This window comes from Sandarakinorhabdus rubra, assembly GCF_010994245.1.
Classification (GTDB): Bacteria; Pseudomonadota; Alphaproteobacteria; order Sphingomonadales; family Sphingomonadaceae; genus Sandarakinorhabdus; species Sandarakinorhabdus rubra.
On sequence record NZ_WMHO01000004.1, the window covers coordinates 1 to 14,767 of the forward strand.

The 14,767-nt window shown below is 67.6% G+C and carries 12 protein-coding genes, 3 tRNA genes and 1 pseudogene; 6 read left to right on the forward strand and 10 right to left on the reverse strand.

Going from position 1 to position 14,767, the window contains the following annotated elements:
* Positions 1-199, reverse strand: a pseudogene (locus tag GJV64_RS00545) (4-hydroxybenzoate octaprenyltransferase); the annotation flags it as partial.
* A 6-nt stretch (positions 200-205) separates the two neighbouring features.
* Here GJV64_RS00545 and GJV64_RS00550 point away from each other — a divergent pair.
* Complete coding sequence (locus GJV64_RS00550; protein ID WP_164155352.1) at positions 206-946, forward strand: 16S rRNA (uracil(1498)-N(3))-methyltransferase; 741 nt, start codon at positions 206-208, stop codon at positions 944-946.
* Here the strand turns inward: GJV64_RS00550 and GJV64_RS00555 are convergent.
* From GJV64_RS00555 to GJV64_RS00565, 3 genes are all read right to left on the reverse strand, one after another.
* Positions 930-3,248 carry a penicillin acylase family protein gene (locus tag GJV64_RS00555; RefSeq protein WP_164155353.1) on the reverse strand — a complete coding sequence of 773 codons (2,319 nt, stop codon included), beginning with the start codon at positions 3,246-3,248 and terminating at the stop codon, positions 930-932. The two genes, GJV64_RS00550 and GJV64_RS00555, sit on opposite strands and share 17 nt — an antisense overlap.
* A gap of 5 nt (positions 3,249-3,253) precedes the next feature.
* Positions 3,254-4,999, reverse strand: coding sequence for an N-acyl-D-amino-acid deacylase family protein (locus GJV64_RS00560; RefSeq protein WP_164155354.1), 1,746 nt, complete (start codon positions 4,997-4,999; stop codon positions 3,254-3,256).
* 101 nt (positions 5,000-5,100) lie between these two features.
* Positions 5,101-5,271 carry a hypothetical protein gene (locus GJV64_RS00565; RefSeq protein ID WP_164155355.1) on the reverse strand — a complete coding sequence of 57 codons (171 nt, stop codon included), beginning with the start codon at positions 5,269-5,271 and terminating at the stop codon, positions 5,101-5,103.
* A 144-nt stretch (positions 5,272-5,415) separates the two neighbouring features.
* On the opposite strand from GJV64_RS00565, the gene GJV64_RS00570 reads away from it, so the two are divergent.
* Both GJV64_RS00570 and GJV64_RS00575 read left to right on the forward strand, forming a co-directional pair.
* Positions 5,416-6,789, forward strand: coding sequence for a glutamate--cysteine ligase (locus GJV64_RS00570; RefSeq protein ID WP_164155356.1), 1,374 nt, complete (start codon positions 5,416-5,418; stop codon positions 6,787-6,789).
* 189 nt (positions 6,790-6,978) lie between these two features.
* Positions 6,979-9,942 carry a TonB-dependent receptor domain-containing protein gene (locus GJV64_RS00575; RefSeq protein ID WP_164155357.1) on the forward strand — a complete coding sequence of 988 codons (2,964 nt, stop codon included), beginning with the start codon at positions 6,979-6,981 and terminating at the stop codon, positions 9,940-9,942.
* A 64-nt stretch (positions 9,943-10,006) separates the two neighbouring features.
* On the opposite strand, the gene GJV64_RS00580 is transcribed toward GJV64_RS00575, so the two are convergent.
* The 6 genes from GJV64_RS00580 to GJV64_RS00605 all read right to left on the reverse strand — a co-directional run bounded on the left by GJV64_RS00580 (position 10,007) and on the right by GJV64_RS00605 (position 13,471).
* Positions 10,007-10,402, reverse strand: a complete 396-nt coding sequence (locus GJV64_RS00580; RefSeq protein ID WP_164155358.1) for a nuclear transport factor 2 family protein — start codon at positions 10,400-10,402, stop codon at positions 10,007-10,009.
* Positions 10,399-11,154 (reverse strand): 23S rRNA (guanosine(2251)-2'-O)-methyltransferase RlmB, encoded by a 756-nt coding sequence (gene rlmB / locus GJV64_RS00585; RefSeq protein WP_164155359.1) that lies wholly within the window; start codon positions 11,152-11,154, stop codon positions 10,399-10,401. The genes GJV64_RS00580 and rlmB overlap by 4 nt, the downstream gene beginning before the upstream one ends.
* Positions 11,155-11,214: 60 nt before the next feature.
* Complete coding sequence (locus tag GJV64_RS00590; RefSeq protein ID WP_164155360.1) at positions 11,215-11,727, reverse strand: preprotein translocase subunit YajC; 513 nt, start codon at positions 11,725-11,727, stop codon at positions 11,215-11,217.
* 227 nt (positions 11,728-11,954) lie between these two features.
* Positions 11,955-12,041 (reverse strand) — tRNA-Tyr (locus GJV64_RS00595).
* An 82-nt stretch (positions 12,042-12,123) separates the two neighbouring features.
* Positions 12,124-13,194, reverse strand: coding sequence for a GGDEF domain-containing protein (locus GJV64_RS00600; RefSeq protein WP_164155361.1), 1,071 nt, complete (start codon positions 13,192-13,194; stop codon positions 12,124-12,126).
* A gap of 203 nt (positions 13,195-13,397) precedes the next feature.
* Positions 13,398-13,471: transfer RNA gene (locus GJV64_RS00605), tRNA-Gly, on the reverse strand.
* Positions 13,472-13,643: 172 nt separating this feature from the next.
* On the opposite strand from GJV64_RS00605, the gene GJV64_RS00610 reads away from it, so the two are divergent.
* The 3 genes from GJV64_RS00610 (at position 13,644) to nusG (ending at position 14,708) form a co-directional block, all read left to right on the forward strand.
* Positions 13,644-13,719, forward strand: a tRNA-Trp gene (locus tag GJV64_RS00610).
* Between the two features lie 202 nt (positions 13,720-13,921).
* Positions 13,922-14,149 carry a preprotein translocase subunit SecE gene (secE, locus tag GJV64_RS00615; protein ID WP_235927528.1) on the forward strand — a complete coding sequence of 76 codons (228 nt, stop codon included), beginning with the start codon at positions 13,922-13,924 and terminating at the stop codon, positions 14,147-14,149.
* Between the two features lie 22 nt (positions 14,150-14,171).
* Positions 14,172-14,708: a transcription termination/antitermination protein NusG gene (gene nusG, locus GJV64_RS00620; protein WP_164155363.1), complete on the forward strand. Its 537-nt coding sequence runs from the start codon at positions 14,172-14,174 to the stop codon at positions 14,706-14,708.
* Positions 14,709-14,767: the final 59 nt, after the last annotated feature.

Here is a 14,767-nt window from a genome sequence, read left to right on the forward strand (position 1 = left end):
CGAACCAGGCGATCAGCAGCGGCGCGCGCTCCAGCCCGCCGGCCAGCGCCAGCCCGGCCACGCAGGGCCAGAACAGCAGCCAGGTGCCGGCCGGCCGGTCGAGCCGGGCGAGGCGGGCATAGGCTTGTGCGCGCGCCGGCAGCCGGTCGATCCAGCTCTTCACGGCATCTGGCGTTGCAGGAGGCGGCAGCGTAACCACGGCTCCATGAGCGAAGATGGCACGACCTTGTCAACCACACCGCGCCTGTTCGTGGGTGATGGCCTCAGTGCCGGCGCCGCAATCACGTTGCCGGCGCCGCAGTCGCACTATCTTGCCAACGTGATGCGCCGCCAGCCCGGCGACATGGTGCGGCTGTTCAACGGCCGCGATGGCGAATGGGCGGCGCGGGTGGCCAGCCTGGCGAAGAAGGCGGTGACGCTGGTGCCGGAACGGCAGAGCGCTGCGCAGGAGGTGCCGCCGGACCTGTGGCTGTGCGCTGCGCCCTTGAAGAAGGGGCGGATCGACTGGCTGGCGGAAAAGGCCTGCGAGCTGGGCGTGGCGCGGCTGCTGCCGGTGGTCACAGCCCGCACTGTGGTGGACCGGCTGAACCTCGATCGCCTGATGGCCCACATGGTGGAGGCCGCCGAACAATGCGGCCGCACCGCCCTGCCCGATCTTGCGGAGGCGGTGCCGCTGGCCCGGCTGCTTAAGGATTGGCCGCGGGAGCGCGCGCTGATCTTTGCCGACGAGACCGGCGGTGAGGCGCTGGCCGCCACGCTGTCGCTGGTACCGGCCCCGGCCGCCATCCTGATCGGCCCGGAAGGTGGCTTCACCGCCGAAGAACGCGCGGCCATCCGCGCCCACCCGGCTGCCGTGCCGGTCAGCCTGGGGCCGCGCATCCTGAGGGCGGATACTGCCGCCATTGCCGCCGTGGCGGTGTGGCAGGCGCTCAATTCACCGGGCTGACCCGGATGATGCGTTCGGCTTCCTGCAGCACGCGCGCCCGGCTCCAAGGGAAGGGCGCATAGTCGCCGCTCGCCCAGCGCGCGAACAGGTCGCGATAGTGCGGACTGGCCGGATCACCCGACTGGCCGGGCGTGTTGACGGCGACGCTGTTGTCCCACTGGCCGACATCGAGCACGACGCGCACCGAGGCGCCCGAGGCGACGTGGAAATCGGCGGCCGGTCCCATAGCCATCGGTGTCGAGCCGCTGCCGCCGATCGGCACCGGGCCGACGCGGCGTTCGGCATCGCGGCCGGCAATCGGCAGCGCCGGCTTGAAATCGGCAACGTGGAGCGCCCCCCAGCGCCATGCCGCCGGGTCGGGGCCCAGCCGCCCCTGCGCCTCGGCAAATGCGGCGCCGAGCGAGCTCAGCAGGATCTCGGCCCGAACCCGAGCTGCGTTGGCGCCGAGCAGCGTTCCATCCTCCAGAACGGGGAGGACATTGCCAATGGCGGTTCGTCCGAAGTTGCGCTGCGCTGGTCCGGGCACGATTGCCTTCACGGCGGCTGCCCCGATATGGCTCCGCGCCCAGAGTTCATAGAGGGCGGCGGGGGCGGACTCCGGGCCCTCGTGGCCGTCCCAGCCGGCCAGCAGCGCCAACGCCGCCCGCTCGGCCTCGGTGCGGCCGACAAGGCCCTTCAGCAGCGCCACGGCGCGCCGGGCCATCGCCGAAGTCGCATCGTTCTGCAGTGCCATCGCATCCGTGAGGCTGAACCGGGGTTTGCCGCCGATCACCTCGTTGATGCGGGTGATGCGGCTGCGGTCAGCCCATTCCAGCGCCAGCAGATGCGGATAGGCGGGCGGCAGGTTCATCTCGTTGGCGGTTGCGATCCAGCCTTCGGCGGGATTGTGTTTCACCGGCATCAGCTTCGGGTCGAGCAGCGCGGTCCAGCGGTAGGCCTTGCCGGCCGGCACGGGCAGCAGGCCATCGCCGGCTGCACGCACCGGCACGAAGCCGCCCGGCGCCCAGCCGATATCGCCGTCGCGCGCCGCGAACAACAGGTTGAGTGGGGGCGCCCCCCAATGATCGCGGGCCACCAGAAAATCGGTCCAGTTGCGGGCGGCAAAGGCCCAGGTGGCGTTGAAATAGGCCGAAGCGCCCGGCCGCGCCCAGGTGGCGCGCAGCGCGAAGCTGCGCCCTGTGGCGGGGTCCTCGTGCAGGATGGGGCCATCCGCGCTGAACTTAAGCACGATCTCGCGCGGTGCTTCGCCCTTCACGGCCAGCGTCTCGCGCACCTCGGTGAGGCGGGTGCCCTTGGGGTTCACCACCAGGTCCTGCTGGTCGATGGCGAAGATGGTGATGGCCCAGGCAACATCCTCGTTGTGGCCGAAACTCACGCCGGGCAGCGCCGGTTCGCCGGCGCCGGCGATCTTCAGCTCCGGTGTGTCGATGTGCGACAGGTAACGCAGGTTGGGAATGCTATGGGCGCGGTGCGGATCATTGGCCAGGATCGGCCGGCCGGTGGCGCTCCGCCCTGGCGCGATCACCCAGTTGTTGGAACCTTCCTGCACGTCTGGATCGAGGCTGGCGACCGTGATGGCCTGGCCGTCAAAGCGCACGTCGGCGGTGCCGGCGGCATAATCGGCCAGCACATCATCCGGAATGGCGCAGGGGTCGAGGCCTTTCGGAATGGTGACGACCGGCGACCCTGGGCGCGGCGGTGACAGTTCGCGGCGCAGCGGTTCATAGCGAACGTCGCCGCCGCACAGGGCGCGGGCGCGGGTGACTTCGCTGGCGAGGTTGCTGACCAGCGCATTGGACCGGATGCGCACCACGTCCTCGGCCTGCCAGCGCTCCGGCCGTGTGCCGGTGGCGCTGAACTCGATCGGCAGCGGCTGGCGGCCGGCCTCCACATCGGCGACAAAGGCGTTGATGCCGGCGACGAAGGCTTCGGTCCAGGCTTTTGCCGGCGCCGGATAGGCGGCCCATTCGGCGGCCATGTCGCCGCGATAGAGCAGCAGGCGCGCCGCCCGGTCCTGCCTGACAAATTGTGGCCCGAAGCTGGCGGAGAGCAGGCCGAGCCCGCGCTTCCTCCACAGGTCGATCTGCCACAGCCGGTCGCGCGCCACGGCATAGCCTTGCAGGAAGAAACCGTCGCGGGCGCTGGCGGCGTAGATGTGGGGGATGCCGGCCCGGTCGATGACGATCTCGCCCGGCGCGGAGAGGCCGGGAAGCGCGCGCGCCTCGCTTTTCACCGCCGGCGGCACCTCCTGCGCCTGCGCCGTGCCGGCGAGCAGCAGCGCGGCCAACAATGCTCGGTGCATGGGGCTCACTCTGCCGCCAGCGCCGTTGCGTGCGGTGCTGCCTGCGGCCCGCGGATCAGCCCGCCGGGCAGCGCGCCGGTCATCTGGCCGCCCCGGAACGTCACCTGTCCGTTCTTGATGGTGGCGACATAGCCCTCGGCTTTCTGCAGCAGCCGCTTCCCTCCGGCCGGTAAATCGAAGGCCAGCCACGGCTTGCCAAGCTGCAGCCGGTCCATGTCGATGATGTTGAGATCCGCGAGGTAACCCGGCGCGATCAGCCCGCGATCATCGAGGCCATAGAGCCGGGCGGTGTCACGGCACTGGCGACGGATGGCGTTTTCAAGGGCAATGGTGCCGCGCTTGCGGTCGCGCGCCCAATATTGCAGCAGGAAGGTCGGGCTGGCGGCATCGCAGATGGTGCCGCAATGGGCGCCGCCGTCCGACAGCGAGATCACTGTGTCGTCGCGTTCCAGCAGGCCCTTGACGAAGTCGAGATTGCCATCGGCGTAGTTGAGGATCGGGAAGTAGATGAAGCCGGTGCCGCCGTCGCGGCACAAGAGGTCATAGGCATAGGCCGCCGGGTCCTGCCCGGCCGCCGCCGCCATGGCCGCGATCGTCTCGGCTTGCGTCGGCTCGTAATTGAAGCCGTCGGTCATCTCGAACTGCAGCTGCCAGCCCATCGCAACCGCCATCAGCAGCGGCAGCACGTCGGTTTCTGGCCAGACATTGTCCTCGGCCAGCAGCTTCGCCCGGAACGCCGGGTCGGACAGGTGGCGCCATTGCTCGTCCCACGCCAGGCCCTCGATGGCCTGCCAGCTGGGGCGGAACTTGAACGGGTGCACGGTGCCGCGCCAGGCCATCAGCACGCCGTTGCCGCGGATGGCGATCTGGGCGACGATGTTGGCGCCGGCTTCATTGGCGCGCGCCGTCTCGGCCATCTGCTCTTCCCACGGCAGTTCCTTGGCGATCGACTGCAGCATGGCGTAAGTGACGGGCAGGCCGGTTTCGCGCGACAGTTCCGCCATCCAGCCGAACTCGTCCCATTCCCGGCGCAGGTCGCTGGCCATTTCGAAGACGCCGTGGCCCACCTCACCCATGGCGCGGCCGATGGCGATCAGCTCGTCCTTCTCGGCGGTGGTGCCGGGCACCAGTTCGCCGTCGATGGACTTGTGGAGAATGGTGCGGGAGGTGGAAAAGCCCAGTGCCCCGGCCTTGACGCCGTCGGCCACGATGGCGGCCATCTGCACGATGTCCTCCGCAGTCGGCTTCTCGTTGCGGGCGCCGCGTTCGCCCATCACATAGGCGCGCACCGCACCGTGCGGGACATGGGTGGCCACATCGATGGTGCGCGGGCGCTTCTCGAGCGCGTCGAGATACTCGGGGAAACTCTCCCAGTCCCAGGTCAGGCCTTCGGCCAGCGCGGTGCCGGGAATATCCTCCACACCTTCCATCAGGCCGATCAGCCACTGGTGGCGATCGGGTGCGGCCGGTGCAAAGCCCACCCCGCAATTGCCCATCACCACGGTCGTCACGCCGTGCCAGCTGGATGGCGCCATCTCCGAATCCCAGGTCGCCTGCCCGTCATAATGGGTGTGGATGTCGACAAAGCCGGGCGTGACGACGAGGCCGGTCGCGTCAATCTCCTCCCGGCCCGGCGCCGCCACCTGGCCAACGGCGGTGATGCGGCCGCCATCGATGGCGACGTCGCCGACAAAGCGTGGATTGCCGCTGCCATCAACGATGGTGCCGCCGCGAATGATGAGATCGTGCATGGCCGTTCCTCCCCAGGATCGGCCGCGAGGATGCCAGATCGCTGCGCCGGCGCAACCTCGCCCTTTCTTTGGCCTGCCGCTCCTGGCGGGTGGGCCAGCTGTCAGGCGTTGGGCGGCGTCTCGGCGTCTGCCTGCTGCGGCCGTTCGGGATCGGGGGGCAGATGGCCCCAGCGCTCACCATCGGTCACCGGCGCGGGCTGGCTCTGTTCAACACCGCAGCCACCGAGCAGCAGGGCGCTCAGGGGAATCAGGAAGATGGCGTGACGGCGCATGGCACTGCGCATGTGGTCACAAATGACATTTTGGCAAGTGGGGGTGTCGCCTGCGCCACCGCCGGGCGATGTCCCTGACTGTCATGCCGCTGAAACATGGCCGCTTCATTGCCTGCCGCCGGCAACACGGCTAAGGCGCGGGGCATGAGCAACAAGGTCGACGCGGCGGGTGACGACGCCATCATCGAGACACGGGCGCAGCTGGTCGCCGTGTTCGAGGCTGGCGCCAAGCCGAAGGACCGCTGGCGGATCGGCACCGAGCATGAGAAGTTCGTGTTCCGCACCGCCGATCACCGCGCCCCCTCCTATGACGAGCCGGGCGGCATCCGCGACCTGCTGATGGGCATGACCCGCTTTGGCTGGGAACCGATCCTCGAAGGCGGAAACGTCATCGCGCTGAAAGGTGCCGATGGGAACATCAGCCTGGAACCGGCCGGCCAGTTCGAACTGTCGGGTGCCCAGCAGGTGCATCTCCATGGCACCTGCGCCGAATCCAATCGCCACCTGAAACAGTGTCGGGAGGTGGGTGATGAACTGGGCCTCGGCTTCCTCGGCCTCGGCTTCTGGCCCGACAAGGCGCGCGCCGAACTGCCGGTGATGCCCAAGGGCCGCTATGCCATCATGCTCAGGCACATGCCGCGGGTCGGCAACCTGGGCCTCGACATGATGCTGCGCACCTGCACCATCCAGACCAACCTCGATTATGGCTCCGAAGCCGACATGGCGCAGAAATTCCGGGTCAGCCTGGCGCTGCAGCCGCTGGCCACCGCGCTGTTCGCCAACTCGCCGTTGACCGAAGGGCGGCCCAACGGCTTCAAGTCGTTCCGCAGCCATATCTGGACCGATACCGATCCGGCGCGCACCGGCATCCTGCCCTTCGTGTTCGAAGCCGGCTTCGGTTATGAACATTATGTCGATTACGCGCTCGATGTGCCGATGTACTTCGTCTACCGCGACGGCCGCTACATCGATGCCGCTGGCCTCAGCTTCCGCGATTTCCTGGCCGGCCGTCTGTCGGTGCTGCCCGGCGAGAAGCCGCGGCTGGGCGACTGGAAGGACCATCTGTCCACCGCCTTTCCGGAAGTGCGCATGAAGGGCTATCTGGAAATGCGCGGCGCCGATGGCGGGCGCTGGGACCGGATCTGCGCGCTGCCGGCGCTGTGGGTCGGCTTGCTCTATGACCAGTCGGCGCTCGACGCGGCGTGGGACCTCGTCAAGCACTGGACCCCTGAGGATCATGCCCGCCTGCGCCGCGAGGTGCCGGCGCTGGCGCTGGGCGCCGCCAGCCCCAATGGCGGCACATTGAAGGAGCTTGCCGGCGAGGTTCTGAAGATCGCCGACGCCGGGCTGGCGGCGCGCAACTGCCTGAACGCCGCCGGCGACACGGAACAGGGCTTCCTCAATCCGCTACGTGAGATCGTGGCCAGCGGCCAGACCAATGCCGATCGGCTGCTGGCGCTCTATCATGGCGCCTGGGGCGGCGACGTCACCCGCATCTACCAGAGCGAAGCCTACTGAGTGCGGCGCAGCATTTTTGCTGCGCCGCAACATCATCGGTATTTTTGCAACACTGCCGGATGATTGGATTTTCCGCGGCCAATCTGGTGCTTGACCATTGGCGCAGGAGCGTGATTATTTCACTGGTGTCACGATCTGGGCCAGCCCGTGGTGGGAACAGGCCAGACGATTGAGCTTGGGGAGAGGGGCATGAAGAATTTCGGTCTGCGGCAGGGGACTGCCTGGTTGGCGCTGGTTGCGGCGGCGGCTTCGTCGGGGGCTGTCCAGGCCCAGAACCAGGCGGCGGCGGTTGACGAGAATGCCGATGCCGAGATCATCGTCACCGGCAGCTTCATCCGCGGCACCCGCGAGGATGCGGCCATGCCGGTGGACGTGTTCACCGCCGAGGATCTGAACAAGCAGGGCATCTCCTCCCCGCTGGAATTCATCAAGCAGCTGCCGTCGGTCGGCGCCACCCTGGGCGATTCCAACCAGTATTCCACCGGCTCGCAAGGGTTCCAGGGCAACGGCTCGCTGAACCTGCGCGGCCTTGGCCCCACGCGTACGCTGGTGCTATTCAACGGCCGCCGCACCATCCTGGCGCCGGGTGACGGCTTTGCCGACACCAACCTCATCCCGATCTTCGCGCTGCAGAACATCGAGGTGCTGAAGGACGGCGCGGCCGCCACCTATGGCTCCGATGCCATCGCCGGCGTCGCCAACTTCACGACCCGCCGCAACCTGAACGGCGTCATCATCCAGGGCGATTTCGACGCCATCAAGGGCTCGCGCGGCAACTGGACCGCCTCGATCCTGGCCGGCAAGACCTTCGGGGCGCTCAACATCATGGCCGGCTTCGGCTGGCAGCACCGTTCGACCCTGCCGAACTTCAAGCGCGACTTCAGCCGCACTTCTTATGCACAGAACCCGTCGGGCTGGTCGGTGCTCGGCAACCCCGGCCTGTGGAATGTCAGCTATCCCGGCAGCCCGCTCAATCTGGTGCGTGATGGCGGCTCTGCCGGCTGTAGCGCGCTGGGCGGCGTGCCCGATACGACACCCCTGAGTGCTGCCATTCCGGCGGCGCCAGTTTGCCGCTTCAGCTTCATTCCGTGGAACAACATCATCGAAGAGGAAGACCGTTACCAGGGTTATATCCAGGCTGACGTCGACCTGTCGGACCGCACCAAGTTCCACCTCGAACTCCTCTATGCCCAGACCGATCTGAACTCGCTGGGCTACTCGCCGTCGTTCCCGCCCACGCAGGGTCCGCGCGGCTCGGGTTCCGCCAACGCCTTCACGGTCAGCCCGAACAACCCCGGTGTGGCGGCCTTCCTGTCGCAGAACGGCCTTGCGGCCTCGCCAGCGGCGATCACGGGCGTGCTGTGGCGGCCGTTCGGCTGGCTGGGCAACCCGGCAGATCCGGCGCGCGGCTCCGGCAAGGGCCAGGCCAACAACAAAGCCTATCGCGCGTCGGCCAGCCTGGATCAGGAATTCTCGGACAATTTCCGCGCCCAGTTCGCCGCCACCTGGTGGCGGTCCGAACGCAACCTGTCGGTGCCTGACATGATTGGCTCGCGCCTGCAGGCGGCGCTGAACGGCCTTGGCGGCCCCAACTGCACCGGCACCACGCCCGGCCAGAACGGCTGCCAGTGGTTCAACCCGTTCATCAACGCCGCCCAGCCGATCTCCCTCCAGAACCTGACCAACCCCAATTTCGTCGCCGGCGCGTCGAACAGCGTCGAACTGGTCAACTGGGTGCATGTGCGCAACGGCACCTACCAGGTGGAAGAGCAGGTGGTGTTCGATGCCATCTTCTCGGGCGAGACCGGCATCGATCTGGGCGGCGGCCCGATCGCCTATGCCTTCGGCGCCCAGTATCGCGGCAACAACTGGACCACCCGGCCGATCAACCAAGCATCCGATCTCAACATCAACCCCTGCTTCATCGAGGGGGATCGCTCCTGCGTCGGCACGCCGCTGGAAGGCGTCGGCTCCTTCATCTTCCTCGGCGGTTCGCGCTTCGAGCGTCAGACGCAGAGCGTGAAGGCGATCTTCGCCGAAGTGAAGGTGCCGATCACCACCACGCTCGAAATCACCGGCGCTGCCCGCTTCGAGGATTACGGCGGCTCGGTCGGCTCCACCTTCAACCCCAAGGGCACGGTGCGCTGGCAGCCGATCGACTGGCTGGTGTTCCGCGGCTCGGTGGGCACCACCTTCCGTGGTCCGCTGGCCAACCAGGTCGCCAACAACCAGATCACCTCGCTGGCCGGCATCCAGGCGGCGGGCAACAACTTCAAGTCGGTGGACATCTTCGGCAACCCGAATGACCTCGGGCCGGAAACCGCCTTCACCTACAACGTGGGCGCGGTCATTGAAACCAGCGGTTTCACGGTGTCGGCCGATTACTGGAGCTTCGATGTCAAGGGCCGCATCACCACCACGCCAGCGCAGGCCATTGCCAGCACGGTTGTGAGCGGCGCTCTGGTGCCTGGCAGCACCAGCAACCGCTTTGCCAACTGCAGCAGCATCTTCGCCAACCTGATCACCTTCCAGGGCGGCTGCGTGCAGGGCGTGACCAGCGGTCTCGACATCAGCCGCGTCCGCACCGACTGGGTGAACGGGCCCGATACCAAGATCAGCGGCATCGACGTGGCGGTGGATTACACCACCGGCCTGTTCGGCGGCGATCTCAATGTCGGTGCGCAGGGCAGCTTCGTGCTGGACTACAAGTTCGACAACTTCATCTTCCGTGGTCTGCAGGTGCAGGCCGGCTATCAGGCCAAGGGCTTCACCAACTATTTCCGCGATCCGGGCACCATTTCCCCGTTCCGCGGCAACGCCTGGATCAACTACAACATCAGCGGCATCAACGCCCGCTACCAGGTGCGTTACATCGCTGGCGTGGATGATGATCGCTGCGTCGGTCTGACCAACTGCACCGCGACCAACTTCGGCCCGGTGAACTTCGGCCGCGAGGTGGACAGCTTCACCCAGCACGACTTCCACCTGCAGTATGACCTGCCGTGGACCGCGGTGAAGACGCAGCTGCAGTTCTCGGTGGAAAACTTCACCGATGCGGATCCGCCGGCCTCGCGTCTGGAGCCGTCCTACGATCCGTTCATCGGCAACCCGCTGGGCCGCGTGTTCCGTTTCGGCGCCCGCGTCCAGTTCTGAGATCGAAGGACCAAGACAAGCGCGCGCGGTGGGGCCTTCCCGGCCCCACCGCGCGCCGCCGTTTTCAGCAGGTCTGGCGGGAGTAATCGGCGGCGTCGAACCAGCCGCGCGATGACCGGATCAGACCATCGGCGCCGATCTGCCAGGCTTCCCAGCCTTCGACGCGCACCGCCCGGCCGCTGCCGGCGTGGGTGCCGGTGAAGGTCCACAGATAGATGGCGTGGCAGTCCTCCGCCGGGCCACCGGCGCGAACACCGTCACAGCGCAGCACCATGTCCGGAATGTCCGCCAGGAAGCCGGCCGCCATCTCGGCGACACCGGCGCGGCCCTGCCATGCCGGCCCGCCATTGATGCTGATCTGGCCATCCTCGGCATAATGACCTGCCACCGCCTCCGGGCGACCGCTGTTCCACGCCGCGGTATAGGCGGCGGCAAGCCCGGCCAGGTCAGCCCCGCTCACAGGCCGCGCCGGGCACAGGCGTAAAGGGCAATCGCCGCCGCGTTCGAGACGTTGAGGCTCTCGACGCCCGTGATTGGCAGCTTCGCCATCTGGTCGACATGTTCGGTGGTGAGGTGGCGCAGGCCCTCGCCCTCGCTGCCCAGCACCAGGGCCGGCTGGCATGTGCCCAGTGCCGTCTCCAGCGTGTCTTTCGCGCTGCCATCCAGCCCGATGCGCCAGAAGCCGGCCTCGCCAATCTCCCCCAGCGCGCGCGCCAGGTTCACCACCCGCACCCACGGCAGCGCTTCCAGCGCGCCGCTGGCGCTGCGCGCCAGCGCGCCGGTTTCGGCCGGGCTGTGGCGATCCTGGGTGACAAGCGCGCGCGCATTGAAGGCCAGCGCCGAACGCATGATCGCGCCCACATTGTGCGGATCGGTCACCTGGTCCAGCACCACGATGGGGCGGTTGTCGCCATCGTCGGCGTCCTTCAGGATGTCGCCCAGCCACACGCTGTCCAGCGGCTCGACCTCCAGCACATAGCCCTGGTGCGGCGCATCGGCCGGGCACAGCCGCCCAAGATCATGATCATCGCCATATTGCACCTGCAGGCCCTGCGGGATGACGATGGTCTTTGCCGTCTGTGGGGTCAGCCACAGCTTCCTGAAGCTGCGCTCGGGGTTGTCGAGCGCGGCAAACACCGCGTGCCGGCCATAGAGGCGCGGGTAAGGGCTCTTCTGGCCCTGCTGGCTTTTCGGATGCGGTCTGCGGCCCATGTCGGCGCCATAGCCTTCACGGGCCCGCGCCGCCAGCCCCTGCCTCCCGGCAACCGTGCTTTACGGCGTTGGGTTGTCGGCCGCAGCAGGGGTGGCCTTCGCGGCTTCGGCAAATTCGGCGACGGTCATGCCGAAGTGCAGGCCATCGGCCTTCAGGGCCAGGCCGCTGGCGGGAATGCGGGCCTCGCCCGCTTCGCCCTTGACCAGCACAAAGTCGCCATCAAGGCTGGCGATGGTGCCGATGATGCCGCCCTGGGTGCCCCGCACGGTGGCGCCGGGCTGGATTGCGGCCGCAAGCTGCTGCTTCTGCGCCGCCAGGGCCTGTTCGGCGGCAGCATCGAGCTGCGACTTGGTCATGGCCAGCAGCGGCCCGTCCGGCGTGGTGGCGAAGCTGGTTTCCGGAATGGTGACCTTGTTGCTGCCGGTATCGACGACGACATTGCCAGCCGCAACGCTGGCAACCGTGCCGACCACGCCGCCCGCGGTGTCCTTGACCGTGGCACCCACGGTGATGGCGGCAAATGCCGGTGCAGACAGGCTGATGGCGGCGGCAAGCGTCATAAGAATGCGCATACATGTCTCCCAGCTGAGGCGGCCGGAGCGACCGCAACGATGCACGCAAGGTGACAAGCTCGAAGCGCGAGGCCTAGGGGCAGGGCGATGAAGCGGGCCTTCGCCGGGACGAACACGCGAAACTCGGGCCGGATCGGCCGCTCTTTCAGGCCTGACCAAGAACTCAATGAAGAATCGCTACCCGCGCCCCGAGCATTGTGGCCGCTTCGGGACTTTCCGGCGGCGGGTGGTGGAGGGGGTTGGATTTGAACCAACGTAGGGTGAAACCCGGCAGATTTACAGTCTGCTGCCATTGACCGCTCGGCCACCCCTCCACGGGAGCCCCGTCGGGAAGCGGCTCTTTTAGGGAGGCGCGCCCCGCTGTCAACGCCCGAATTTCAGCGACTGGCGGCCCCTTCAGCCGCGATCTGGCACCACCCGGTCCCGCCCCAGCCGCTTGGCGGTATAAAGCGCACCATCCGCCCGTTCGATCAGCCGCTCCGCGCTGAAGCCGGGTCGATGCTCGGCAACCCCGGCCGAAAAGCTGATCCGGCCCATGCTGCTGCCGTCAACCGCGCTCCTCAGCAACTGCCCGGTCAGCTCTGCCCGGATGCGGTCGATGCGGCCCGCTGCGGCATGCACCGGCACGCCCGGCAGCAGGCCCACGAACTCCTCGCCGCCCAGCCGGCCTACGCTGCCGCCCTCCTGCTCCAGCCGATCGGCGAGATGCCGGGCCACGAAGCATAGAACATCATCGCCCATGGCATGGCCGAAGCGGTCGTTGAAGCGCTTGAAATGGTCGATGTCCACCACGGCCACGCTGAGCGCCGCGCCACTGGCTTCGGCCTCGGCCTGCGCGCCGGCGAGCGCCAGCATCAGCCCGCGCCGGTTCATCACGCCGGTCAGCGCATCGGTCACCGCTGCCCGTTCGGCCTGGTGCAGCCGATCGGCCAGTGCCCGGCTTTCGGCCGCCGCCTCGGCCAGTTCGCCGATCAATCGGCTGTTGGCGGCCTGGATGGTGGCCGTGGCCTCGCCCAGCTGTTCCAGCAGGCCGGCAAGGCCGGTGGCATCCAGCGGGCCGGCCAGCCGCTCGCCGCCATCGGCAATGGCGCGGCCATAATCGGCCAGGTCATTCTGGCCGCTGGCGATACGCCGGCCCAGCGCCTCGGCCTGGCCATGGGCCTCGGCAATCAGTTGCTTCACGCTGGCTTCGCTGAGTGCGCCCAGATGCGCCTCGCGAAGCGTCATCAGGGTGGCCAGCGTGAGATCGCCCGCAGCCAGCGCGGCGGTGATCGCCAGCGAAAGCTCCGGCGCTTCGCCCTCAACATGCCGCCAGAGCACGTCATACACAGCCGGTTCGGCCGGCAGCCCGGTGGCCACCAGCAGCGCCCTGACGGCGTCAAAGCCAGCCAGCTGCGTGGCGCTGGCGGCGTCGGCCGGTGTTGGCACCGCCGCTTGGCGCAGCAATGGCCCCGGCTGATGCTGCATGTATGCCCTCCTGTGCTGATGGTTTCAGGAACGGCGGTGGGGGGCGGGGCTTTAGGGGGGCTGGGGGAGGAAAGAGGGCAGGGCGCCGCGGCAAAGCCGCGGCTGACGTCGAAGCTGTTCGCTTGGCCTGCGGGCCAAGCGCCAGCCCGGCCGATCTAGCCGGAGTCGGTGGATTGCCGGGCAATCCACGCGCCCGGCTGCGATGGAGCGGGTAGCGGGAATCGAACCCGCATAGCCAGCTTGGAAGGCTGGAGCTTTACCACTAAGCTATACCCGCGTTTTAACAGCCCTTACGGCAGGTCGGGCGGGGTTTCAACGCCCAGAGAGCCGCCGCCAGCCCCCGCCCCCAGCGCCCCACCGCGAGCGCCCTACCTCCAGCGCCCTGGGCCTTTGCGCCCAGCCTCTTGCGCCACCCCGGCCGCCTCACTATAGCCCCTGTCCTCGCGCCTAGGAGTGTAGCTCAGTTGGTAGAGCATCGGTCTCCAAAACCGAGGGCCGGGGGTTCGAGCCCCTCCACTCCTGCCAACGGCTCGGCAAGACCGGTTCAAGGGATTGAAATCCCTGCATCTGTTGCTGGCTGAAGGGGCGTCGGGCGGATTGGTTGACCGGCCATGGGTGGCATGCCCGTGCCGGTTATTGGTGTTTGCGGTGACTGCCTTTCGGCGGTGGCCGCGATTCGCCGGCCAGAAATGGCCAGCGGGCAATGGCGAGTGAAGGAACAGCGCGCGTGAGCGAGGCAAAGGCGAACGAGACGAAGCAGCCGGGCACGTCCCCGGCCGAGTTCGTGCGCCAGGTGCAGACCGAGACGAAGAAGATCGCCTGGCCCACCAGCGGCGAGACGGTACGGATGACGGTGATGGTGCTCATCATGACCAGCCTGCTGTCGGTCTTCTTCCTGGGCGTTGACCAGCTTCTTGGCCGCACCGTGAAGTTCCTGCTGAGCCTCGCGGCCTGAGACGTAAGGGAAAAGGGAACAGATGGCGCGCTGGTACATCATCCACGCCTATTCGGGCTTCGAGAACAAGGTGAAGGAGGCGATCCTCACCGAAGCGCGGCGCATGGGCCTCGACGCCTTCATCGAGGCGGTCGAAGTGCCGGCCGAGACCGTGACCGAGGTGGTGAAGGGCAAGAAGCGCCAGGTCGAGCGCAAGTCGATGCCTGGCTATGTGCTGGCCAAGCTGGCGATGACCGACGATGTCTATCACCTGGTGCGCAACACGCCCAAGGTGACCGGCTTCCTGGGCCAGCAGAACAAGCCGCAGCCGATTTCGGAGACCGAAGCGGCGCGCATGCTCAACACCAAGGCGGAGGAAACCCCGGCTGCCAAGGTCAAGAAGAAGGCCAATTTCGAGATCGGCGACAGCGTGCGCGTGCTCGATGGGCCGTTCGCCAGTTTCAACGGCCTGGTCGAGGAGATCGACTACGACCACGGCCGCGTCAAGGTTTCGGTGTCCATCTTCGGCCGGGCGACGCCCGTCGAACTGGGCTTCGAACAGGTGGAAAAGCAGAAGTAACGCTGCCAACCACCCCAACTGCGGGAGGCCGGTTGCCCCGGCCGTGAGCACCGCAAAGC